General features: G+C 66.1%; 23 protein-coding genes and 1 other RNA gene. 11 read left to right on the forward strand and 13 right to left on the reverse strand.

The window, feature by feature from the left end; genetic code table 11:
• Positions 1-86: 86 nt before the first annotated feature.
• On the reverse strand, positions 87-1691 hold the full coding sequence (locus BH95_RS02020; RefSeq protein ID WP_208601134.1) for an alpha/beta hydrolase: 1605 nt from the start codon (positions 1689-1691) through the stop codon (positions 87-89).
• Positions 1692-1749: 58 nt separating this feature from the next.
• On the opposite strand from BH95_RS02020, the gene BH95_RS02025 reads away from it, so the two are divergent.
• From BH95_RS02025 to pip, 4 genes are all read left to right on the forward strand, one after another.
• Positions 1750-3462 (forward strand): NAD+ synthase, encoded by a 1713-nt coding sequence (locus BH95_RS02025; protein WP_230594090.1) that lies wholly within the window; start codon positions 1750-1752, stop codon positions 3460-3462.
• Positions 3463-3579: 117 nt separating this feature from the next.
• Positions 3580-4425, forward strand: coding sequence for a 3-methyl-2-oxobutanoate hydroxymethyltransferase (gene panB, locus BH95_RS02030; protein ID WP_019666000.1), 846 nt, complete (start codon positions 3580-3582; stop codon positions 4423-4425).
• 31 nt (positions 4426-4456) lie between these two features.
• Entirely contained in the window at positions 4457-4900 is a 444-nt protein-coding gene (locus tag BH95_RS02035) for a hypothetical protein (RefSeq protein WP_019666001.1), read from the forward strand.
• Position 4901: 1 nt separating this feature from the next.
• A complete protein-coding gene (gene pip / locus BH95_RS02040; RefSeq protein ID WP_037180805.1) occupies positions 4902-5972 on the forward strand; it encodes a prolyl aminopeptidase in 1071 nt (356 codons plus the stop codon).
• Here pip and BH95_RS02045 read toward each other — a convergent pair.
• The 3 genes from BH95_RS02045 to rnpB all read right to left on the reverse strand — a co-directional run bounded on the left by BH95_RS02045 (position 5900) and on the right by rnpB (position 8013).
• Positions 5900-7366, reverse strand: a complete 1467-nt coding sequence (locus tag BH95_RS02045; protein ID WP_037180807.1) for an RNB domain-containing ribonuclease — start codon at positions 7364-7366, stop codon at positions 5900-5902. The genes pip and BH95_RS02045 overlap by 73 nt on opposite strands.
• Positions 7367-7368: 2 nt before the next feature.
• Entirely contained in the window at positions 7369-7554 is a 186-nt protein-coding gene (locus BH95_RS02050; protein ID WP_019666004.1) for a hypothetical protein, read from the reverse strand.
• A gap of 17 nt (positions 7555-7571) precedes the next feature.
• Positions 7572-8013, reverse strand: an RNA gene (gene rnpB / locus BH95_RS27755) — RNase P RNA component class A.
• Between the two features lie 52 nt (positions 8014-8065).
• Between rnpB and BH95_RS02055 the strand changes: the two genes are divergently transcribed.
• Both BH95_RS02055 and BH95_RS02060 read left to right on the forward strand, forming a co-directional pair.
• On the forward strand, positions 8066-8587 hold the full coding sequence (locus BH95_RS02055; RefSeq protein ID WP_019666005.1) for a DUF1697 domain-containing protein: 522 nt from the start codon (positions 8066-8068) through the stop codon (positions 8585-8587).
• On the forward strand, positions 8584-9828 hold the full coding sequence (locus BH95_RS02060) for an SLC13 family permease (protein WP_037180810.1): 1245 nt from the start codon (positions 8584-8586) through the stop codon (positions 9826-9828). The genes BH95_RS02055 and BH95_RS02060 overlap by 4 nt, the downstream gene beginning before the upstream one ends.
• Here the strand turns inward: BH95_RS02060 and BH95_RS02065 are convergent.
• The 4 genes from BH95_RS02065 to cobC are packed head-to-tail and all read right to left on the reverse strand — an operon-like array spanning position 9817 to position 13880.
• Positions 9817-10911 carry a bifunctional RNase H/acid phosphatase gene (locus BH95_RS02065; RefSeq protein ID WP_037181057.1) on the reverse strand — a complete coding sequence of 365 codons (1095 nt, stop codon included), beginning with the start codon at positions 10909-10911 and terminating at the stop codon, positions 9817-9819. The genes BH95_RS02060 and BH95_RS02065 overlap by 12 nt on opposite strands.
• Complete coding sequence (locus BH95_RS02070; RefSeq protein WP_026347932.1) at positions 10899-11636, reverse strand: zinc ribbon domain-containing protein; 738 nt, start codon at positions 11634-11636, stop codon at positions 10899-10901. Before BH95_RS02070 ends, BH95_RS02065 begins: the two co-directional genes overlap by 13 nt.
• A gap of 43 nt (positions 11637-11679) precedes the next feature.
• The gene (locus BH95_RS02075; protein ID WP_037180813.1) at positions 11680-12825 is read right to left on the reverse strand and encodes a Nif3-like dinuclear metal center hexameric protein; all 1146 of its coding nucleotides are present in this window, start codon (positions 12823-12825) and stop codon (positions 11680-11682) included.
• Positions 12822-13880 (reverse strand): Rv2231c family pyridoxal phosphate-dependent protein CobC, encoded by a 1059-nt coding sequence (gene cobC, locus BH95_RS02080; protein WP_037180815.1) that lies wholly within the window; start codon positions 13878-13880, stop codon positions 12822-12824. The genes BH95_RS02075 and cobC overlap by 4 nt, the downstream gene beginning before the upstream one ends.
• Before the next feature lie 103 nt (positions 13881-13983).
• Here cobC and BH95_RS02085 point away from each other — a divergent pair, with 103 nt between their 5' ends.
• The 3 genes from BH95_RS02085 to BH95_RS02095 are packed head-to-tail and all read left to right on the forward strand — an operon-like array spanning position 13984 to position 16177.
• The gene (locus tag BH95_RS02085) at positions 13984-14679 is read left to right on the forward strand and encodes an HAD-IA family hydrolase (RefSeq protein WP_019666011.1); all 696 of its coding nucleotides are present in this window, start codon (positions 13984-13986) and stop codon (positions 14677-14679) included.
• Positions 14666-15154 (forward strand): low molecular weight protein-tyrosine-phosphatase, encoded by a 489-nt coding sequence (locus BH95_RS02090; protein WP_255183008.1) that lies wholly within the window; start codon positions 14666-14668, stop codon positions 15152-15154. The genes BH95_RS02085 and BH95_RS02090 overlap by 14 nt, the downstream gene beginning before the upstream one ends.
• Positions 15155-15187: 33 nt before the next feature.
• The gene (locus BH95_RS02095) at positions 15188-16177 is read left to right on the forward strand and encodes an SURF1 family cytochrome oxidase biogenesis protein (protein WP_020111948.1); all 990 of its coding nucleotides are present in this window, start codon (positions 15188-15190) and stop codon (positions 16175-16177) included.
• Here the strand turns inward: BH95_RS02095 and BH95_RS02100 are convergent.
• Positions 16118-17101: a cobalamin biosynthesis protein gene (locus tag BH95_RS02100; RefSeq protein ID WP_037180817.1), complete on the reverse strand. Its 984-nt coding sequence runs from the start codon at positions 17099-17101 to the stop codon at positions 16118-16120. The two genes, BH95_RS02095 and BH95_RS02100, sit on opposite strands and share 60 nt — an antisense overlap.
• Before the next feature lie 329 nt (positions 17102-17430).
• On the opposite strand from BH95_RS02100, the gene BH95_RS02105 reads away from it, so the two are divergent.
• Complete coding sequence (locus BH95_RS02105) at positions 17431-17994, forward strand: hypothetical protein (protein ID WP_019666016.1); 564 nt, start codon at positions 17431-17433, stop codon at positions 17992-17994.
• A gap of 4 nt (positions 17995-17998) precedes the next feature.
• On the opposite strand, the gene BH95_RS02110 is transcribed toward BH95_RS02105, so the two are convergent.
• Genes BH95_RS02110 through BH95_RS02125 form a run of 4 tightly spaced genes read right to left on the reverse strand, consistent with a single transcriptional unit; the run spans position 17999 to position 20331 of the window.
• Entirely contained in the window at positions 17999-18247 is a 249-nt protein-coding gene (locus BH95_RS02110) for a hypothetical protein (RefSeq protein ID WP_019666017.1), read from the reverse strand.
• A 42-nt stretch (positions 18248-18289) separates the two neighbouring features.
• Positions 18290-18712 (reverse strand): hypothetical protein, encoded by a 423-nt coding sequence (locus BH95_RS02115; RefSeq protein ID WP_244164770.1) that lies wholly within the window; start codon positions 18710-18712, stop codon positions 18290-18292.
• Positions 18713-18737: 25 nt separating this feature from the next.
• On the reverse strand, positions 18738-19415 hold the full coding sequence (locus tag BH95_RS02120; RefSeq protein WP_020111944.1) for a GAP family protein: 678 nt from the start codon (positions 19413-19415) through the stop codon (positions 18738-18740).
• A gap of 22 nt (positions 19416-19437) precedes the next feature.
• Positions 19438-20331, reverse strand: coding sequence for a LysR family transcriptional regulator (locus tag BH95_RS02125; protein WP_019666020.1), 894 nt, complete (start codon positions 20329-20331; stop codon positions 19438-19440).
• Between the two features lie 118 nt (positions 20332-20449).
• Between BH95_RS02125 and BH95_RS29350 the strand changes: the two genes are divergently transcribed.
• A partial coding sequence (locus BH95_RS29350; protein ID WP_244164773.1) for an aldehyde dehydrogenase family protein occupies positions 20450-21040 on the forward strand: 591 nt, incomplete at its 3' end.

Genomic DNA, 21040 nt, shown 5'->3' on the forward strand with positions numbered 1-21040 from the left:
CAAACCGCGTTAAATCTGTGTTACATCGTGAATTCGGTCTCACTTCGGATAGCTCTCACCTGGGGAAGAACACCCGTGAAGTTCCGTCAGCACACCAAATCGTTACCTGGCGGGGTCAGATCGACGAGGTAGTCGACCACCGGTTCGTCGACGCAGTTCTCGCCGGAGAACGCAACCGTGTGCTGGGCCCCGTCGAACGTGATCAGGTCCGCGTCCAGTTGACGGGCAAGTTCGACGCCTGCCTGGTACGGCGTCGCCGGGTCGAAGGTCGTCGAGATCACGACCAGTTTCGGAAGTCCCTCGGCCGAGATCGTGTAGGGAGTGCTGGTGTTGGGGACGGGCCAGAACGCGCAGACATCGAGCGGTGCGTTTCCGGTTCCGCGTCCGTCGTCGAGGAAAGGAGCAGCTTCCCGATACCGTCGGTCTGCTTCTCCGGCCTCGGCGCGGTCGGTGGTCGGTGGATCGTCGACGCAGCGGATGGCGTTGAACGCGTCGTCCAGATTGGAGTAGGTGCCGTCGTCGAGACGGCCACTGTAGGTGTCGGCAAGGCGGAGCAAGGTGTCTCCCCTGCCCTCCTGCAGTTCCGCCAGGCCCACACGCAGGATCCGCCACAGGCTCTGCGAGTACAGGGCTTGCTGCGTTCCGGTGATCGCGTCGTCGTAACCGAGTCCGCGCGGATCCGTGGTGGCGGCGGGCGTCTGGATCAGTGGGTCGACGACCTCCCTGAACGTCCGGTCCGCGGCGGCCGGGTCCGGCCCGAGAGGGCACGCCTCGCTCTGTGCGCAGTCCTCGGCGAACGCCTCGAATGCGCCTTGGAACGCAGCTCCTTGCTCGACGGCCTCGTCGACGGGGCTCTGCTCGGGATCGAGTGCACCGTCGAGAACCATGGCGCGGACTCTGTCCGGGAACGCTTCCGCGTAGGCGGCGCCGATCCGCGTTCCGTACGAATAGCCGAGGTAGGTGAGCTTCTCGTCGCCCAGAACCGATCGGATGATGTCCATGTCCTGCACGACCTCACGGGTACCGACGTGTTCGAGTACGTCGGCACCTGTTCGCTCGACGCATTTCGCGGCGTACTCGCGATGATCGTTCTCCACTGCGGCGATGCCTTCGGGCGAGACGTCGACGTCCGGCTCGGCGCGTTCGAGGTCGGTTTCCTCCGCGGTGAGGCACCGAACTGCGGGCGTCGACGCGCCGATTCCGCGGGGGTCGAAGCCGATTCGGTCGAAGTTCTCCGCGAGTGCGGTGTCCTCGGCCTGGGTGGCGAGGTACAAACCGGACGACCCGGGTCCGCCCGGGTTGAACAGTATGGATCCGGTGCGCTCCCCCGACGCCTGCACGCGGGACACCGCGATCTGTGCTGTCGGGCCGTCCGGGTCCTGGTAGTCGAGCGGAACGGTCACACGGGCGCACTCGACGGAACTTCCGAGCACGGTTCCATCGGTGTTGTAGTCGTCGCACGATCCCCAGTCGAGTTCCTGCGTGTAATAACGCTCGAGACCTGCTGGGATCACGCCGGCACCTGGCGACGCCGACGCAGTGTTCTCCGGCAGCGGCGTGCCCGACTCGACGTCGACGCTCCCGCAGCCGGCAGCCACCGTCACCGCGACAGCACCGAGGGCTGTCGCCACCGTTCGTCCGTGACGCCGTCCGTGGCGGGTACGTGCTGTCGGATCCGAGGAGACGCTCATGAGGTGAAATCGTGCCAGAGCGGGCGAGGTGCAGTCTGCGGCACTAGTGTTTCCAGTCGTGCAGGCACTGCGAACAGCCCTTGCCCAGATCAACCCGACAGTCGGTGACCTCACCGCGAATTCCGAGCTGATCGTGGATTGGACGTCGCGCGCCGCCCAGGAAGGCGCCCAGGTCGTGGTGTTTCCGGAGATGGCCCTGACCGGTTATCCGGTGGAGGACCTCGCGCTTCGCCCGGAGTTCGCGCACGCGTCGCGCGACGCTCTGCGCGACCTCGCCGATGCACTCGACCGAGCCGGATGCGGTGACGTCGTCGCCGTCGTCGGGTACCTCGACCGCGATGCGGTGGGATCGAGAAACAGCGCCGCCGTTCTGTTCCGTGGCGACGTCGTGTCGCGGTACGACAAGCACGCGCTTCCCACCTACCGAGTCTTCGACGAGCTCCGATACTTCGCCCCCGGAACGCGGTTGAGCATCACCGAGGTGAACGATGTTCGCCTGGGAATCGTTGTCTGCGAAGACATCTGGCAGCCCGGCGGGCCGGTTCCCGCGTACGCGGCGGCCGGAGTCGACGTGCTGCTGTGCCTGAATGCGAGTCCGTTCGAGCGCGGCAAGGCGGAGGTCCGCTTGTCGGTGGTCCAGCGGCGGGCAGCCGAGGCTGGGGTACCCGTCGTCTACGCCAATCTGGTCGGTGGTCAGGACGAGCTCGTGTTCGACGGCGGCAGCATGGTCGTCGCCGCCGATGGAGCCATCCTCGGCCGTGCCCCGGCGTTCACCGAACACCTGCTGTGCGTGGACCTCGACGTCTCCGACGCGCGACGTCCCGACGGCGGCCCACCGCCGGGATGGTCCATCGACCGGAACACCGTGCCGGATCTCCTCGTCCGCGGGTGGGATCGGCTACCTCGATCGGTGGCAGAACCCTCGGACGACCTGGCGTCGACGTGGGCGGCACTCGTCACCGGGTTGCGCGATTACGTCCACAAGAACGGGTTCGCCTCGGTGGCGCTCGGCCTGTCCGGTGGCATCGACTCCGCTGTGGTCGCGGCGATCGCCGTGGACGCTCTCGGAGCGGAGTCCGTGTACGGCGTCGCGATGCCTTCGCAGTACTCCTCGGACCACTCGCTCGCGGACGCGAACGATCTTGCGTCGCGCACCGGGCTGCATTTCGGCATCGAGTCGATCGTCGACATGGTGCGGTCGGTGACGGACCAGCTCGGCCTCTCCGGCGTCGCGGAGGAGAACGTTCAGGCGCGGTGCCGCGGCATCGTTCTGATGGCGCTCTCCAACTCGGCCGGACATCTGATTCTCGCCACCGGCAACAAATCCGAACTTGCCGTTGGCTATTCGACCATCTACGGCGACGCCGTCGGCGGGTTCGCCCCCATCAAGGACGTACCGAAATCCATGGTGTGGGAGCTGGCGCGGTGGCGTAACGACGCAGCGGTCGGACGCGGCGAGGTGCCCCCGATTCCGGAGGCGAGCATCGACAAGCCTCCGTCGGCAGAGTTGCGCCCGGATCAACTCGACACCGATTCGCTCCCGGAGTACGACCGGCTCGACGCGATCCTGTTCCGCTACGTCGACTGCGATCAGGGTGAGGACGACATCGTGGCGGCAGGCTTCGATCCCGTGGACGTCGCCGACATCGTGGCCAAGGTCGACGCGGCCGAACACAAACGGAGGCAGTATCCGATCGGAACCAAGGTGACGTCGAAGGCGTTCGGTCGGGATCGACGCATGCCGATCACCGACGGCAGACGGAGAGTGTGACGAATTGCACGTCCGGGTGCGCTTCGGCGTCGGTCGTGCCGGTGGCAGACTGAGGTCGTCATCAACCCCATCCCGGGGACCCGCACGGCGGGCCTCGAGGAACCGAAAGGGACAAAGATGTCCAACGATTCTGTGTACGGCTCGTCCGATGCGTCCGTCTCCGGTTTGACCCGCAAGACTCGCACCCATCACCTGCTGCAGATGAAGGCCGACGGCGAGCGGTGGGCCATGCTCACCGCGTACGACTACTCGAGCGCCCGTATCTTCGAGGAAGCGGGCATTCCGGTCCTCCTCGTCGGCGACTCGGCAGCGAACGTCGTCTACGGCTACGACACGACGGTGCCGATCACCATCGACGAACTGCTGCCTCTGGTTCGCGGCGTCGTCCGCGGAGCTCCCAACGCACTCGTCGTCGCCGACCTCCCGTTCGGCACCTACGAGTCCTCGCCTCAGCAGGCACTCGCGACGGCCACCCGATTCATGAAGGAAGGCCTCGCGCACGCCGTGAAGCTCGAGGGCGGCGAACGCGTCGCAGATCAGATCGCCGCGATCTCCGCGGCCGGTATCCCGGTCATGGCGCACATCGGCTTCACACCGCAGAGCGTGAACGGCCTCGGCGGCTTCCGCGTGCAGGGCCGCGGTGACGGTTCCGAGCAGCTCGTCGCCGACGCCATCGCCGTCCAGGAGGCAGGAGCATTCTCCGTCGTCATGGAGATGGTGCCCGCCGACATCGCGGGCCAGGTGACCCGCAAGCTCACCATCCCGACCATCGGCATCGGAGCGGGCAACGAAACCGACGCCCAGGTGCTGGTCTGGCAAGACATGGCGGGCTACACCAACGGCAAGACCGCCAAGTTCGTCAAGAAGTTCGGCAACGTCGGAGACGAACTGCGGACCGCCGCTGCGACGTATCTCGCCGAGGTTCGCGGCGGAGTCTTCCCCGGTCCCGAGCACAGCTACTGATCGGTCACCTGCAGGTGGCACACTCGGTGCCATGAAACCTGGTCTTCGTAGTTCTCGCCGTGCAGCCGCCGCCGTCCTGGGGGCGGCTGCCGTCGTCGGTCTGGCAGCGTGCGGCACCGACTCCGCCAATACCGGATCGTCCGCGTCGCTGACCACCACGACCACGGCCCCGGTCACCACCACCGATGCGGCTGCTGCCGGTGACACGATCACCGACCAGCAGAAGCAGCAGCTGTGCACCGATCTCGGTGAGCAACTGCAGGAATGGCGAATCCAGGGGCCGACGCTCGGCCGCGGTGGGCTCAACATCGTCGTGCAGACATGGGCGGCGCAGAGCGGAGTCATCAACCTGCAGGTGGTGCAGAACCGCTCGATCATCGACGACATCACCATCGACAACTGCTCCGACGTCCGTGACGAAGCCCTGCGATCACTCGACATCCCCGACTTGGCATCGGGACTGGTGGGCTTCTGACGTGGCACGTGATCTCTACCCGGCCATCGAGCCCTACGCCAGTGGCCACCTCGACGTCGGTGACGGCCAACAAATCTACTGGGAGACCAGCGGTAATCCGGACGGACTCCCCGTCCTGTTCGTCCACGGAGGGCCCGGCGGTGGAACCGGACCTGCGCAGCGCCGCTACTTCGACCCCGAAAAGTATCGAATCGTGCTGTTCGACCAGCGTGGCTGTGGCAAGTCCCGACCTCATATCGCGGACAGGAGTGGAGCCGGCGGAACGACCAAGGGGTGGGACAGGAGTGGAGCCGGCGGAACGACCAAGGGGTGGGACACGAGGGTCGACTGGGCGGTGAACACGACTGGAAAGCTTGTCGGCGACATCGAGAAGTTGCGGACTCATCTCGGCGTCGACACCTGGCTCGTGTTCGGTGGTTCGTGGGGTTCGACGCTGTCCCTCGTCTACGCACAGACCCACCGCGACCGGGTCACCGGCCTGATCCTGCGCGGCATCTTTCTGCTCCGCCGCAGTGAGATCGACTGGTACTACAACGGCGGCGCGGGCCATCTCTTCCCCGAACAGTGGGAGAAGTTCCTGGCACCTGTCCCGGATGCAGAACGACACTTGGATCTGGTCGAGGTCTACCACCGGCTGCTGAACTCCGACGACCGCGACGTCGCCACCGCGGCGGCCATCGCCTGGTCGTCGTGGGAGGCCGCGACGAGTTATCTCATTCCCCGCCCGGAGCAGATCGCCTCCAACGAGGACCCGCGATTCGCCCTGGCCTTCGCAGGGATCGAGAACCATTACTTCCGCAACGACGGATTCCTGCGCGAGAACCAGTTGCTGGAGGACGCGCACCTCCTGGCCGGAATCCCCGGCGTCATCGTTCAGGGCCGGTACGACGTGGTGTGCCCGGCCACGAGCGCCTGGGCCCTTCATCGGGCGTGGCCGGATGCGGAATTGACGATCGTGGACGATGCCGGGCATTCCGCGTCCGAGCCCGGCATCATCCATCATCTCGTCGAGGCGACCGACCGTTTCGCCTCGACAGCGTCACCCGGCGCCGTGCCACCGTCCGCCTCGTAAGCGAACTCGACACGGCGGGAGGCGGTGTCGGCGACGGTCAACGTCACCGACACCGCTTGCCCTTCCGGCGGATCCCCCACGCATTTGCCGATGACGATCGGATCGGCCACGAACACCTCGGCGGTCTTCTTTCCTTCCGCCCCACGCAGAACGAGAGCGGAGAACGCCTCGCCGACGCGGTCGTTCAGAACGTGCGCTTCGGTCAGGTCGATGCACGCTCGATCCACTTTGGACGCAACGGAATCCGATCCGCGCATGATCGCGGGTAGATCAGGGAGCGCGGTGCGCGCCCACTCGGGGATGTCCGTGCCAGCAACCACCGCGAGGCATACTTCGGTGGCGAACCTGTCCGACAGCCGGCGAAGCGGCGCCGTGACGTGAGCGTAGGGTGCTGCGATTCCGGCGTGCTCGGGCGATTCGGGGATTTCCCCGTCGAACGCCACGTAATCCGCGCCTCGCAGCAGACTCGTTGCCTGAGTCATCATGGCCAGCGTCGTAGGTTCGTCACCCGGTAGCCCGGCGAGCACGGCTCCAGCCGATGCACCTGCGGGCCATTCGATTCCGAGCATCTCCGCTGTCTTCTTCAACGAGTCGACGGCGTCCTCCGGGGCCGGCGGCAAAGTGCGGAGCAGTCCGATTCCGGCGTCGAGCATGATCGACGCTGCGCACATCCCCGTCAGCAGCGACACCTCGGCGTTCCACGCGTCCACGGCGGTCCGCGCCTGCAATTCGATGCGCCACCCTGCGCCGTCGGCTACCACGTCCTGCTCCGGCAAGGTGATGTCCAGTGCACCTCGGCGCAACGCGGCCTGCGCACGCAGGCGACCGAAGTCGCCGAGAGCGGCGATCGACGGATGCGGGGAACCTGCATCGAACTCGGCTTGGACACCCGCGTAATCGAAGCGGGCAACGGATTTCACCGTCGCTCTCGACACCGTCCACGCGACTGCGTCACCGGATTCGTCGAGTTCGATCCGCCACAGCGCTGCCGGGCGAATCTCGTTCGGCAGCAGACTGGCCGAGCCTTCCGACAGCACCCGCGGGTGAAGCGGTACCGAACCGTCGGGCAGGTAGAACGTCTGCCCGCGCTGACGAGTCTCGGTGTCGAGCCGGCCCGCAGGCGTCACGATGGACCCGACATCCGCGATCGCGTAATGCACGACGAATCCACTGGCGAGTTTCTCGACGTGCACCGCCTGATCCAGATCCATCGAACCGGGCGGATCGATGGTCACCAAGGCAAGGTCGGTGCGGTCTTCCCTCTCGGACGCGTATCTGTCCTGGGCGGACTCGGCCTCGGCGAGTGCGTCCGCCGAGAAGTGCTCGGGCAGGTCGAACTCGGAACGGATGGGGTCGAAGTCGAAGGCGGTCGCGGACAGTCGCGCCGAGACCACCGTCAGTTGTTCCAGTCGTCGTCGGCCTTGTCCGCAGCTTTGTTGCGCTCGGCTGCGATCTGAATGGCGCGCTCGGCGGTGGCACGGTCCGGATACGGGCCCATCCGGTCGAGTGCCCCGGATTCCTTGCCCTGCGAAACCGTCTTGGTGCGTACGTCGTAGTACCAGGCGTCGTCTTCTGTACTCATGAGAGCAAGCCTAGGTGCGAACGAGTCGGCATGTAAGCCGGATCCTGTGAACCGGCCCGCCGAAACGGGACGGAACGACGACCATCCATCTGGGCACACCGTCGCCGGGTACCTCGAGCAGTCCACCCGCAGGCTCGGGCGAGCAGCCCTCGAACACCTGCGCAGTCGCACTCCCGAGGGAATGCGACCTTCGACCTTGCTCCGGGCGGGGTTTACCTAGCCACCCCAGTCACCTGGGGTGCTGGTGCGCTCTTACCGCACCGTTTCACCCTGACCCGCGTCGTGCTGTCCGAAGACAGAACGAGCGCGGGCGGTCTGTTTTCTGTGGCACTGTCCCGCGAGTCACCTCGGGTTGCCGTTAGCAACCGCCCTGCTCTGTGGAGTCCGGACTTTCCTCGGCTCGAAGCTTGGCGGAATCGCTCCGCCAGTTCCCCGTGCCGCAGCCGTCCAACCGACTCGTTCGCAGGATGGAACTCTACCCGGTCGTACGGCTGGAACTAGAGTTCACCTCATGGATCACGTCGTCCTGCTGCGCGGAATCAACGTCGGCGGAATCAACATCAAGATGGTCGACCTTCGCCAGGCGCTCTCGCAGGCCGGGTTCGAGCCGGTGCGCACGGTCCTCGCGACCGGCAACGTGCTGCTGTCGTCGCCGCTGTCCCCCGCGGAACTGAAGCCCGCGATCGAGAAGACCCTCGCCGACACATTCGGATACGAGGCGTGGGTGATCGTCCTCGATCCGGCCACCCTGAGCGCCATCGTCGACGACTATCCGTTCGACGCCGAACGCGACGGTTGGCACCCGTACGTGATCTTCGGCAACAACGACGAGCATCTCGCGGAACTGGCGCGGACGGCCGAAACGCTCGATCCGCAGCTCGAGCGCGTCTCCCTCGGCCGGGGCGTCGTCTACTGGGAGGTCGTGAAAGGAAACACCACCGACAGCATCGTCGGAAAGTTCACGGCGAAAGCAAAGTACAAGCCCACCACCACTACCCGGAACCTACGCACCCTCGTCAAGATGCTGGCGTGAGCGTCGTAGCGGCCGCACTCGTTGCGGCGGTGCTGATCTTCGCGATCGTCCGGCCCCGCGGTCTGCCGGAGATCGTCGCGGCACTCCCGGCCGCAGTGGCGGCACTACTGCTCGGGCTCGTCACCCTGTCCGACGCACGCTCGCAGGTGCTGGAACTGCTCCCGACCGTCGTGTTCCTGGCGTTCATCCTCGTTCTCGCCCATCTCGCCGACGCACTGGGTGTCTTCCGGTGGACGGCTTCGATCATGGGCAGATCTGCCCGCGGCAATCCGCATCGGCTTCTCGGTTCGGTGTTCGTGGCCGCCGCCGTCACCACAGCCGTGCTGAGCCTCGACGCGACTGTCGTGCTGTTGACGCCGGCGGTGATCGGCGCGGCGCGGGCTCTGCGTATGTCGCCTCGGCCGCACAGTTATGCGACAGCGCACCTGTCGAACTCCGCGTCGACGTTGCTGCCGGTGTCGAACCTGACGAACCTTCTGGCCTTCACCGCGACGGGCCTGACGTTCGTGCATTTCGCCGCGCTGATGGCGCTGCCGTGGATCGTGTCGATCGTGATCGAGTTCGCGGTGTTCTGGGTGTTCTTCCGCGCCGACCTTCGGCACGGTGCCACGCGATCCGAGCAGCACTCGGTGACGGAACCCATCGTCGCGCCCACGGCGGCGCTGGTGGTTCTGGGCGCAACGTTGCTGGGCTTCGCCGTGGCCGGGTTCTTCCACGTCGAACCGTTCTGGGTCGCGGCCGTGGGCGCGTGCGCTCTCGCCGTGCCCGCACTGAAGCAGGGTTATACCGTGCCGTCGCGCATGCTGCGGGCCGCCGACCTCACATTCTGCGGATTCGTGCTGTCGCTGGGAATTGTCGTCGAGGGCGTCACGGCGGGCCCCATCGGCGACTGGCTCGCGAGCATCCTGCCCGGCGAGGCGTCGTTCCTCGGCCTGTTGACGACCGCCGCCATCGCAGCGGTCGCGTCGAACGTCGTCAACAATCTGCCCGCGACGCTGATGCTGCTCGCCGCGTTCGGCTCGTCCGCTCCCCCCGGTCTGCTTCTCGCGATGGTCGTGGGCGTCAACCTCGGGCCCAACCTGACCTACGTGGGCTCGCTCGCGATCATGTTGTGGCGCAAGGTCGGCGCGGCACACGACGAACCGGCGTCGTTGCGCACCTTCACCGTCCTCGGTCTGATCAGCACACCGCTGACGATCCTCGGTGCCGTCGCCGCCCTCTGGCTCGCCCTACAGGTATGACGTGTCGTTGACGAGTCGGACCGAGGCACCGCCGTCGGGATAGAACTCGGCGATGCTGAGCGACGCGAGATCCAGATGCAGCCGGTACAGCAACGACGGCCCGACATCGAGAGCGAGCTGCAGCAGCATCTTGATCGGGGTCACGTGGCTGACCACGACGACCGTCGACCCCGCGTACGACGCGACCAGCTTGTCGCGGGCCACGGTGACCCGCTCCAGGACGGTGTCGAAGCTTTCGCCTCCCGGTGCGGCGACCGAAGTGTCACCGCGCCATTTCTGGTGGACGTCCGGGTACTTCTCGAACGCTTCCTTGAACGTGAGGCCTTCCCAGTCACCGAAGTCGGTCTCGGTCAGTTCGTCCAGCGTGGAGACCTCGAGGCCTACCTTCCGGGCGAGCGCGCCTGCCGTCTGCTGCGCCCGGCCCAGCGGCGAGGCGACGATGGCCGCGATGTCGTCTCGCTGCGCCAGACGGGCGGCCGCTGCGGCCGCCTGACCCTCGCCGATCTCGGTCAGTGGCGGGTTTCCTCGGCCCGAGTAGCGACGCTCCACCGACAGCGGAGTCTGTCCGTGCCGCAGCAGAAGCAGACGCGTGGGCTCACCCGTCGCTCCGGTCCAGCCGGGTGCGGTCGGCTTAACGTCGCGGTCCTTCGGGGGCTCCAGTTCCCGACCGTCGGCCGCGGCATCCATCGCCTCGTTCGCCAACCTGTCCGCGTGCGAATTCTGTGCCCGTGGAATCCACTGGAACGTGACGCGGTCGAAACCGCGGACCAGGTCGGCGGCCTCACGGTTGAGCGGAATCATGTCCGGGTGCTTGACCTTCCAGCGCCCGGACATCTGCTCGACGACGAGCTTGGAATCCATCCGCACGTCGACCTCGCGCGCACCGACCTCGCCTGCAGCAGTCAACCCGGCGACGAGGCCGCGGTACTCGGCGACGTTGTTGGTCGCGACGCCCAACGCGAGACGGCGTTCGGCGAGCACCTCGGAGCGGTCGGCGGACAGCACCACGGCGCCGTACCCTGCCGGGCCCGGGTTGCCCCGAGATCCACCGTCCGCCTCGACGACAACCCTCACAGACCGGATTCCTTGGTGCGCACCAGAATGGCGTTGCACTCCGAGCATCGCACCAGCTCGTCGGCGGGCTTCGCCGCGATGCGCGAGATCTCGCCTCGATCGAGTTCGATCCGGCAGGCGCCGCAGCGTCGGGCCTGCAGTAGCGCGGCGCCGCGGCCGGTGAGAGCGCGCTGCTTCTCGTAGACCGCCAACAGCTCGTCCGGGAACGTGCTCGCCAGTTCCGATCGCCGTGCGGTGGCGCGCTGCTCCGCGGAATCGACATCGGCCACGGCGTCGTCTCGCCGACGTCCGGCGTCGACGAGCTCGTCCTCGATCTGGGTCAGCTGCGCCCCGGCGTGGTTGTAATCGGTCTCCGACGCCTCGCGCCGCTCCATGACCTCGAGAAGTTCCTCTTCGAGGATTCCCTGCCGACGTTCGAGGCTGGCGAGTTCGTGCTGGAGCTCGGACATCTGTTTCGCTGCGACGGTGCCGCTGTCGAGGAGCGAGCGGTCGCGGTCTTCACGTTGGCGGACCGCGTCGACCTCGCCTTCGAGCTTCTTGATGTCACGGTCGAGGTCGTCCATCGCCATCTGGACCGTGACGGCTGCGTCCTTGCGGGCGATGCGCTCGGCCTCGAGCTTCTCCACCTCGGCCTGCTCGGGAAGACTTTTACGACGGTGCGAGATCTGCGTCAGCTCGGTGTCCACTGCGGCCAGTTCGAGAAGTGAGGCCTGCACTCGGGGATCGACATTCACGCGTGATGACTCCTGCGACTATGGAAGAAATATTCGGCCAAGCCTACCGGCTCCGATCGTCCACCGAACCCACTGTCCACGGATCGGTCCTGCGGGTACTGACGCGGCTGCTCCATCCCCCCTCGTCGCCGAACTCTGCGTCGACGATGTGTCGCGCCTGCTCGCACCACGGCCACTCCGACGCCCAGTGCGCGACGTCGACCACGGCTGCGCCTCCGGCGCGAAGGTGCTCGTCGACGACGTGATGCCGCAGGTCCGAGGTGACGTAGACGTCGGCTCCGAGGGATGTCACTGCACTCAGATAGCCGTCGCCCGCTCCCCCGCACAGCGCGACCGTGCGGATCTCGGTGTCGGGATCGCCTGCCGCCCGTACGCCCCACACCGTCTCCGGCAACACCGCGCGCACTGTTCGTGTGAACTCGCGCAAGGTGGTGGGTCTGTCCAGCACCCCGATCCGTCCGAGGCCCGTGCAGCTCGGGAGCCTGACTTCCTCGAACACGTCGATCGCCGGTTCCTCGTAGGGGTGTGCTCGCGTCACGGCGTCCAGAATGTCCGCCCGCTTCGACGCAGGCGCCACCACCTCTATGCGGTCCTCGTCGACTTTCTCGAGCACACTGTGGTCGCCGATCGTCGGCGTCGATCCGACGCCGGGCAGGAACTGGCCGAGCCCTCGGGTGCTCCAACTGCAACGGCTGTACTGTCCGATCGCTCCTGCGCCGGCGTCGAACAGCGCGTCCCTGACGGCGTCGCTGTGCGACGTCGGAGTGAACACGACCCACTTGTCCACTCGCGGTCCGTCGATCGGATCGAGGGGGCGCGTGTGTGTCACGCCGAGCGCATCCGCCAGGGCGTCGGACACGCCTGGGTTGGCGCTGTCGGCATTGGTGTGCGCGGTGAACAGTGCGCACCCGGCCTTGACGAGACGGTGGATGAGTGCGCCCTTGGGTGTGTTCGCGGCGACGGTGTCCACGCCGCGGAGCAGGAGTGGATGGTGCACCACCAGTAGGTCGGCGCCCATGTCGATGGCTTCGGCGACGACCTCCTCGGTCGCGTCGACGGCGTAGAGAACTGTGCCGACGCGATCGGCCGGGTCACCGCACACCAATCCGACCGAATCCCAGCTCTCGGCGAGCCGCGGCGGATAATGCGCCTCGAGTACCGCGATGACGTCGGCGAGAAGGACTGTCACTGTTCACCTTTCGATCGTGCGTGCTGTGGCGGTGAATTCTTCGGCAAAGATTTCGTCAGGGCATCGACGAGGACATCCACCTGCGCGGACGGGCGAACGGCCACCCGCAGGTGACCCGGCGCCAGTCCCGGGAAGGTGTCGCACCGGCGAACCGCGACACCGTGGTCACGCAACCGCCGACGCACCCCCTCCGCGTCCGGAACGGACAGAAGCAGGAACGGTCCGCGCGCGGGCCCGTGCACATCGATCCCGAGCGCGGTCAGACGTCGCGTCATGTCCTTGCGTTCGGCTGCGATGACCGATGCCCTGGCTTCGGCCGACGCAACGGCGTCCGGTTCGCTGCACGCTTCGATGGCCTCGATCTGCAGACTTCCGAGCGGCCAGTGCGCCCGCCCGACGGTGAGTTCGGCGAGGACGTCCGGATGCCCCAGCGCGTATCCGCACCGCAGTCCGGCGAGCGCCCATGTCTTGGTGAGACTGCGCAGCACCAGCACATCGTCGAGGGAGTCGGAGGCAACGGACTCGGCTTCACCGGGCACTGCGTCGGCGAAGGCTTCGTCGACGACGACGATGCGTCCGGGGCGACGCAGACCCAGAATCGAGTGTCGCTCGTGCAGCACCGAGGTCGGGTTGGTCGGGTTACCGACGACCACCATGTCTGCGTCCTCGGGAACCGCGCTGGGATCCAGCTGGAACGGCGGAGCCGACACGACGTGTCGGACGGGTATGCCTGCTTGGCGCAACGCGAGTTCGGGCTCGGTGAACGACGGATGGATCAGTGCAGCCAGCCGTGGTTTCAGCTGTGGCAGCATCGCGAACCCCTCCGCACCTCCGGCGAGCAGAAGGACTTCTTCCGGGGCTCGGCCGTGTCTGTGCGCGACGGCTTCCCGCGCGCGCAGGTCGGCGTCGGCGGACGGGTAGGAGCCGAGCGAATCCAGCGATCGGCTCAGCCGTTCGCTGAGCCAGCGAGGTGGGCCTGTTCCTTGGACGTTGACTGCGAAATCGATCAGTCCAGCTCCCACTTCGGCGTCACCGTGGTGACGGAGAAGCGACATCGCGTCCAATTCTTCCCTGTCCTTTCGTTACCGACGAGCGTATCCCGCCCCGGCCGCGAGTGGAGCATGCGAAGGCCCGGCCACCAACCGATATGGTTTTGTCATGACAAATCTCGACGCCGCGCGCAGTCCGCGAGCCACGGTGGTGCTGTTCGACCTCGACGGCACGCTCACCGATTCCGCACCGGGCATCCTCGCGGGCTTCCGGCACGCACTCGCCGCGGTCGACGGACCCGAGCCGACGGAGGAGCAACTCGCCCTGGTCATCGGGCCACCGTTGATCGACACTTTCGGCGCGATGGGGCTTCCCGACGACGTCGCCCAGAGGGCGCTTGCCGCGTACTTCGAACGATACGACGCCAAGGGCTGGGCGGAGAACACGGTGTTCGAGGGTATCGAGCCGGTGTTGGCAGAGTTGAAGAGTCGAGGGGTTCGACTCGGAGTGGCCACGTCCAAGTCCGAGCGGTTCGCGCACCGGATTCTGGATCACTTCGGACTGGCCGAGTACTTCGAGTTCATCGGAGGGGCGAGCAACGACGGCACCCGTCGCGCCAAGCCCGACGTGATCGCGCATTCGCTGCGCAACCTGGGCATCACGGCGACCGAGGCGTCGGCCGGCGGGACCCAGGGCGTCCTCATGGTCGGGGATCGTGATCACGACGTGCACGGCGCCGCTCGATTCGGCATTCCGGCGATCTACGTGGACTGGGGTTACGGAATCGCGGGTGAGAACGACGACGCCGCGTTCACCGTGACGACCATGGACGAACTGGCGAAGGTGCTCGGTGACAACACGTAAGCCCACCCTCCACGTGACGTTCGTCTGCACCGGCAACATCTGCCGGTCACCGATGGCGGAGAAGATCTTCGAGCAGCACCTGAGGGAGGCGGGGCTGGATTCGGTACGGGTGTCGAGTGCAGGCATCGACGGGTGGCACGAGGGCGAGGGCGCCGACCCGCGCACCGTTGCCGAGCTCGACGCGCACGGTTACGACAGCGACCACGAAGCCGCACAGGTCAACGACGATCACCTCGGCGCCGATCTGCTGGTCGCCCTCGACACCGGTCACGTTCGCGAACTACTGCGTCTCGGTGCGCCCGCCGACCGGATCGCACTGCTCAGATCCTTCGACGACGATGCGGACGACGAGTCCGTCGCAGACCCGTACTACTCGTCCGACGACGCGTTCACCACCGTCCGCGAACAGATCGAATCGGCCATGCCCGGGTTGGTGAGTTGGACCGAGAACGCCGTCTCCGACGAGGCGTCGTAGATCGATGTCGGGCGAGCCGCTACCGTAGTTGTCGTGCGAAGGCTCCGATTTCTGCTGCGTCCGGGTTGGTTGGCGGTTGCTGCTGTCGTCGCCCTGTTCGCTTACCTGTGCTTCACGGTGCTGGCGCCGTGGCAGCTCGGCAAGAACACGTCGACGTCGCACCGAAACGATCTGATCAACCAGTCCGTGGACGCCGAGCCCGTAGCGCTCGAGGAGCTGCTGACACCCACGGGCTTCGCCGACGACGACGAATGGCGTCGAGTCGTCGCCACCGGCGCCTACGAATCGGACAAGGAAGTGCTGGTCCGACTGCGCAGCATTCGCGAACAACCTGCGTACGAGGTGATCACCCCGTTCCGCCTGGACAGCGGGGAGACGATCCTCGTCAACCGGGGGTACGTGCTGCCGGTCCAGGGAACTCAGCCACCGACGATCGAGCCGGCTCCGACCGGTGAGGTGACGCTCGACGCACGCATCAGACGAGCCGAGGGAACCTCCCGTGAGCCCATCGAGGAAGCCGGGCACATCCAGGTCTACAACATCAACCCGGACCAGATCGGGACCGCCCTTTCCGTCACTCCCGTGCAGGGATACCTGCAGCTCGACGACGCCCAACCGGGCGGCTTGGGCGTGATCGAACTGCCGCAGACCGATTCCGGCCCCTACCTGTCCTACGGCCTCCAATGGCTGGCGTTCGGAATCATGGCACCGCTGGGCCTCGCCTATTTCGTCCGAGCCGAGTGGCGTGAACGCCGCAAGGCGACGAACCGTGATCTCGCGGACCCGACGGACGACGATCGGCTGGTTCCCGAACCGGACAGTCCTCTGCCTGATTCCACCGTGCGTGACTACCCAGCGCCCGACTCCCCTGCGCCTGACTCCTCAGCACCGACGGTGGCGGATCCGGAGCCCGAGTTCACCCTCCCGACGCGCCGGGAACGGAAGTCGCGAGCGAAGTCCGCGTCATCGACGAGGACCGCGCAGGATGCCCGCCTTGCCGATCGCTACGGCAAGGGCCGCTGACACAGCCGTCGCACCGATCTGGACCAGAGTAGACAGGCGCGCCGCGCGGTCCAGGTCCGCCGGTAGCGGATGTCTGCCGTCGCCGAGGGTCGGGCGGATCTCGACGCCGTGCGTGTACTCGGTTCGCCCGCCCAAACTGATTCCGAGTGCGCCCGCTGCCGTGGCTTCCGCCACGCCCGCGTTCGGGCTCGGGTGACGCGAGGCGTCAAACCGCCAGGCCCGCACGGCGTCGGCTGTTCGTCCGCCGACGAGCGGGGCGAGAACGGCCGTCACCACCCCGGTCACTCGCGCCGGCGCGAGGTTGATCACGTCGTCGAGGCGTGCGGCGAACCATCCGAACCGGTGATACCGCGGCGAGCGATAGCCGATCATCGCGTCCAGTGTGTTGACCGCGCGGTACCCGAGGATTCCGGGGACTCCGGCGACCGCACCCCAGAACACCACTCCCACAGTCGCATCCGAAGTGTTCTCGGCTACGGATTCGACCGAGGCACGTGTGAGACCGTCGGCGTCGAGGACACTGGGATCGCGCCCGCACAACGACGGAAGCAGGGCCCGTGCCTGATCGATCCGGTCGTGGCGGAGGTGCTCGGACATCGCGGAACCCGTCCGTGCCAACGATGTTCCACCCAGTGCGGTCCACGTCGCCACGGCCGTCAGTGCGACCTCCGCGAGAACGCCACGCCGGGCAGCAGCCGTCGTCGCCACCGACCCGGCGGCGACGACGGCACTCACAAGGAGGACTGTGTGGACTGCACCGGCTGCTCGGGCGTCACGGTAGGTGTGCCGTTCGAGCGCCGCTGCCGCACTACCGAACCCGGCGACCGGGTGATACCGACGAGGATCGGCCAGCGCCAGGTCGAGACCGAGCCCGAGCACCAAGCCGGCACCGCGACTGTCCCATCGCGTCCAGCGGAAGGTCATGGAAGCGACGGTAGCGAAGCTCTCGACCCATCCGCGCGCCCGGGTGCGGGAATTGTCAGGCCCAGCGCGACCTGTACACGCTTGCCATCTGGCGATTGTTGAACTCGAGATCGCGACCCGAGTGAAGCATCGCAGCTGCGATGCCGACGAAACCGACCGTTGCCATCAAGATCATTGCCATGGTGTCCCCCAAGGATCGCCGAGAGAGCCCGCTGTCGGGCCCTGATGATCTTGATTGTTACCGACGGGTAGAGAGAAGAAAATGCAGATGAGGGGGCCGTCACATGTGTCAACGGTCACCGAACAGAACCGAGGCTAGGATCGACCACATGACCGTAGAAGGCGGATTCCCGAGCGAGTCCACACCAGCAGCGACCACCACGGGGCGACCGAGTTGGGTCAACAAGGCAATCGTCGTCGCGGTCGCGGTGGTCGCGCTCGTGATCGCCTACCTCGTCCTGTCCGCATTCCTCCCGAGATGGTGGAGCATCAGGGTTGCCAACCTGTCGGATCAGGCGTTCAGCAAAGGCATCTTCTGGGGCCTCGTCTTCGGGATCCTGTCCACTCTCGTGCCGCTGCTGTTCTTCACCGCGGCGTGGCGCGTCAGGAAGAAGCGCGGCGGCAAGGTCACCGCGATCGTCTCGATAGTTCTGGCCGTCGCCGCTGCTGTGCCGAACCTGCTGACACTGTCCATCGTGCTCGGAAGCAGCAATGCTGCACATGCAGGAGAGCGCACCCTCGACACCGAGGCTCCCGGCTTCCGTGGAGCCACCGCACTCGGCGCGATCATCGCAGTCGTCCTGTTCGCTGCCTTGGTGTTCTTGATCGTTCGCGGACGCAGGCGTCGCGCGCAGAAGCGAAGTGCTGCCCAGGCTGCATCGCCCCAGGTCTGATCTGTCAGGGCACCACGGGCGCTTTTCCACCGTCGTAGGGCTCGACGGTGACCTGCTCTTCGGGAGTGAGGGACACAACGGCCGGGCCGGCCTCCTCGGTCACCGTGAGCACCACCGACAAGCCCTCCTGCGCTACGGACTCGATCCGTCCGCGCTGCTCTCCGGTTTCGTCCACGAGTGCGTAATCTCCGACCAGAACCAGCAATTCCTCGGCGGACAGTGTGCGGCGGCCACCGAAATCTTCCACAGTCATGCCTACACCGTAGGCGAAACGGCGCGGTGCGCGCCGCTGAAGTCACTCGTGCCCGGGTGGAGGATCGGTGACCAGCACGTCGTCGATCGGCAGATGCAACGCCAGTTCCACCCTCCGCTCGTCCCAGCTGGGATACGCGGGGCGAATCCAGACGCGGGTGTCGTCGAGCTGAACCAGCAGGAACCGTCGCCACGTCCAGGTCTCGGCCGGATCGAGGAGGTCGGTGTGAGCGAGCACCGGCACGGGCGCGCGGCCCCACACCGGATTCGACAACGACGAAAGGCCTTGCTCCAGCAATACATCCGCGGCGTCGTCGACCGGGAGGCTCTGTGCGAGAAGGTGGCCGACGGGATTGACTGCGTCGACACAGCTCTCGTCGTAGTTCTCCGAGACTGTCCAGCCCACGATCTCACCGTCGGCCGGACGCCTCACCGGAAGTCGGCTGCGCCACCGCGTGATATCCACTGCAACCACCTTACCGACCGCCTGCTCACCACAGATGTGTGTGATGAACCAGCGCATCGATCACGAGGACCGAGCCGATCACCGCGAACACCACTCGCACGGTCGCGGGGCCATAGGCCGTCAGAGCGCGCACCACGGATCGATAGCGTCGACGAGCAGACGGACTGCGCCCCATCGACAATGCGAGGACCGCCGCCGGAATACCGAGCGCGAGGAGGCAATAGAGCACGATGACGACGGGCCACGCGGCCGGCAACGGGTCGGACGCGGATATCATCGCGAGGCCGGCCAGATACGGTACGGCAGTAGGAGCCTGGACGATTCCGATGGCAAATCCCGTCGTCGCCAGAAGCGGCACACTCGCCCGGAAGCGAGCCGTCCACGCCGGCGGCGGACGCGAGGATCGTGGCATACACGCCAGAACGATCAAGGTGGCACCGATCGCAGCCTCGCCCCAGTACCGAACGGTCGGGGTGAGCTCGAAATCGACGATGCGGGAGAGAAAATCTATCCCGAGCACAGCCAGTATTCCGAAGGCAGTCGTGGCGGCGAAGACTCCGCCGAGAAAAGCCGATCCGGTTCGAAGCGGTGAACGCCTGTGCATCCGGGCGTCGTACGCGATCGCGGCGGTCAGACCGATCAGAAGAACATCCAGGGAATCGAGAAGTGCAAACCCGGTCAGCGCAGCGAACAACGTGATCATGTCGGTCTCAGCCTATACACGCTCACCCGTCCGATCGGAGATGAGGCGCGTCCGCCACGACCGCACGAAGCAGTTCGTCGACGGCTTTGACTCTCGCCAGCCCTGCCAGTTCGCGCGGTACTGCGACCCAGTACGTCCGGTCGATCGAGAACTGTTCTCCGGCCACGCGGACGAGGGTGTCGTCCGGTTCTCCGATGTAGCTGGGCAACGGCGCGATCCCGAGACCGCTGCGCGCGGCGAGCCAGTGACCGGTGATGTTGTTGGTCTGAATCTGCGCTCGTCCGTCGGTCAGAAACGAATCGAGTATCCGCAGCGGAGCCACGTCGAGGAGGGCGCCGACGTACCAGATGAGCGTGTGCTCTCGCAGATCGTCGCTCGTGGAGATTCTCGGATGGGACTGCAGGTACTCCTCGGTCGCGTACAGATACAACGAGTACGTCGCGAGCTTCCGATACACGACGAACCGCGGCGACGGTTGTTCCAACGTGATCGCGACGTCGAATTCCCTTGTGTTCAAGGTGTTGTGCTCCGTCGCCGTGACCAGTTCGACGTCGAGGTCGGGATGCTTCCGGCGCAGCGTGGTGAGGTTGGGCGTCAACACGAACGCACCGAATCCGTCCGGTGCGGCGATACGAACCGACCCGCTGAGCGAGCCGACGCTGGACGTCTGATCCTCGAATGCAGCGATCAAGGTCGACTCGACGGATTCCGCGTACCCGACCAGTCGTCGGCCGGCTTCGGTGAGACGCCATCCCGCAGGAGTGCGATCGAACAGTCGCTGACCGACCGATTTCTCGAGGCTCGTGATCCGTCGACCGACGGTGGTGTGGTCGACCCCCAGCGCCTTCGCGGCCTCGTTGAGGCGGCCGTGACGGGACACTTCGAGGAAGTAGAGCAGGTGGTCGGCAGTGAACACCCGACGAGGCTATCAGCCTCGTGCATTTTTGCACGCGTCACTGCGATATTGGCCTTTGACTAGCGCAAACTTGCGAGACAAGGTGGATATCACAACGCCGAGACGAAGGAACCTTTTCGTGAGCACAATTTCGCACTGGTACGACAACAAGCCGTTCGCTGGTACCTCCACCACCACCGCACCGGTCACCAACCCCGCCACCGGCGAGGTCACCGGCCAGCTCGCACTCGCCAACCTCGGCGACGCACGCACCGTCATCGACGCCGCCGCAGCCGCCTTCCCCGCCTGGCGCGACACCTCCCTCGCCAAACGCACCCAAATCCTCTTCAACTTCCGCGAACTACTCAACAAGAAAAAAGGCGAACTCGCCGAAATCATCACCGCCGAACACGGCAAAGTCCTCTCCGACGCCCTCGGCGAAATCTCCCGCGGCCAAGAAGTCGTCGAATTCGCCTGCGGCATCCCCCACCTCCTCAAAGGCGGCTACACCGAAAACGCCTCCACCAAAGTCGACGTCTACTCCATCCGCCAACCCCTCGGACCCGTCGGCATCATCTCCCCCTTCAACTTCCCCGCCATGGTCCCGATGTGGTTCTTCCCCGTCGCCATCGCCGCCGGCAACACCGTAGTACTCAAACCCTCCGAAAAAGACCCCACCGCCTCCATCTGGCTCGCCGAACTCTGGGAAGAAGCAGGCCTACCCCCCGGC

The sequence above is a fragment of the Rhodococcoides fascians A44A genome (genome assembly GCF_000760735.1).
Lineage (GTDB): Bacteria > Actinomycetota > Actinomycetes > Mycobacteriales > Mycobacteriaceae > Rhodococcoides > Rhodococcoides fascians_E.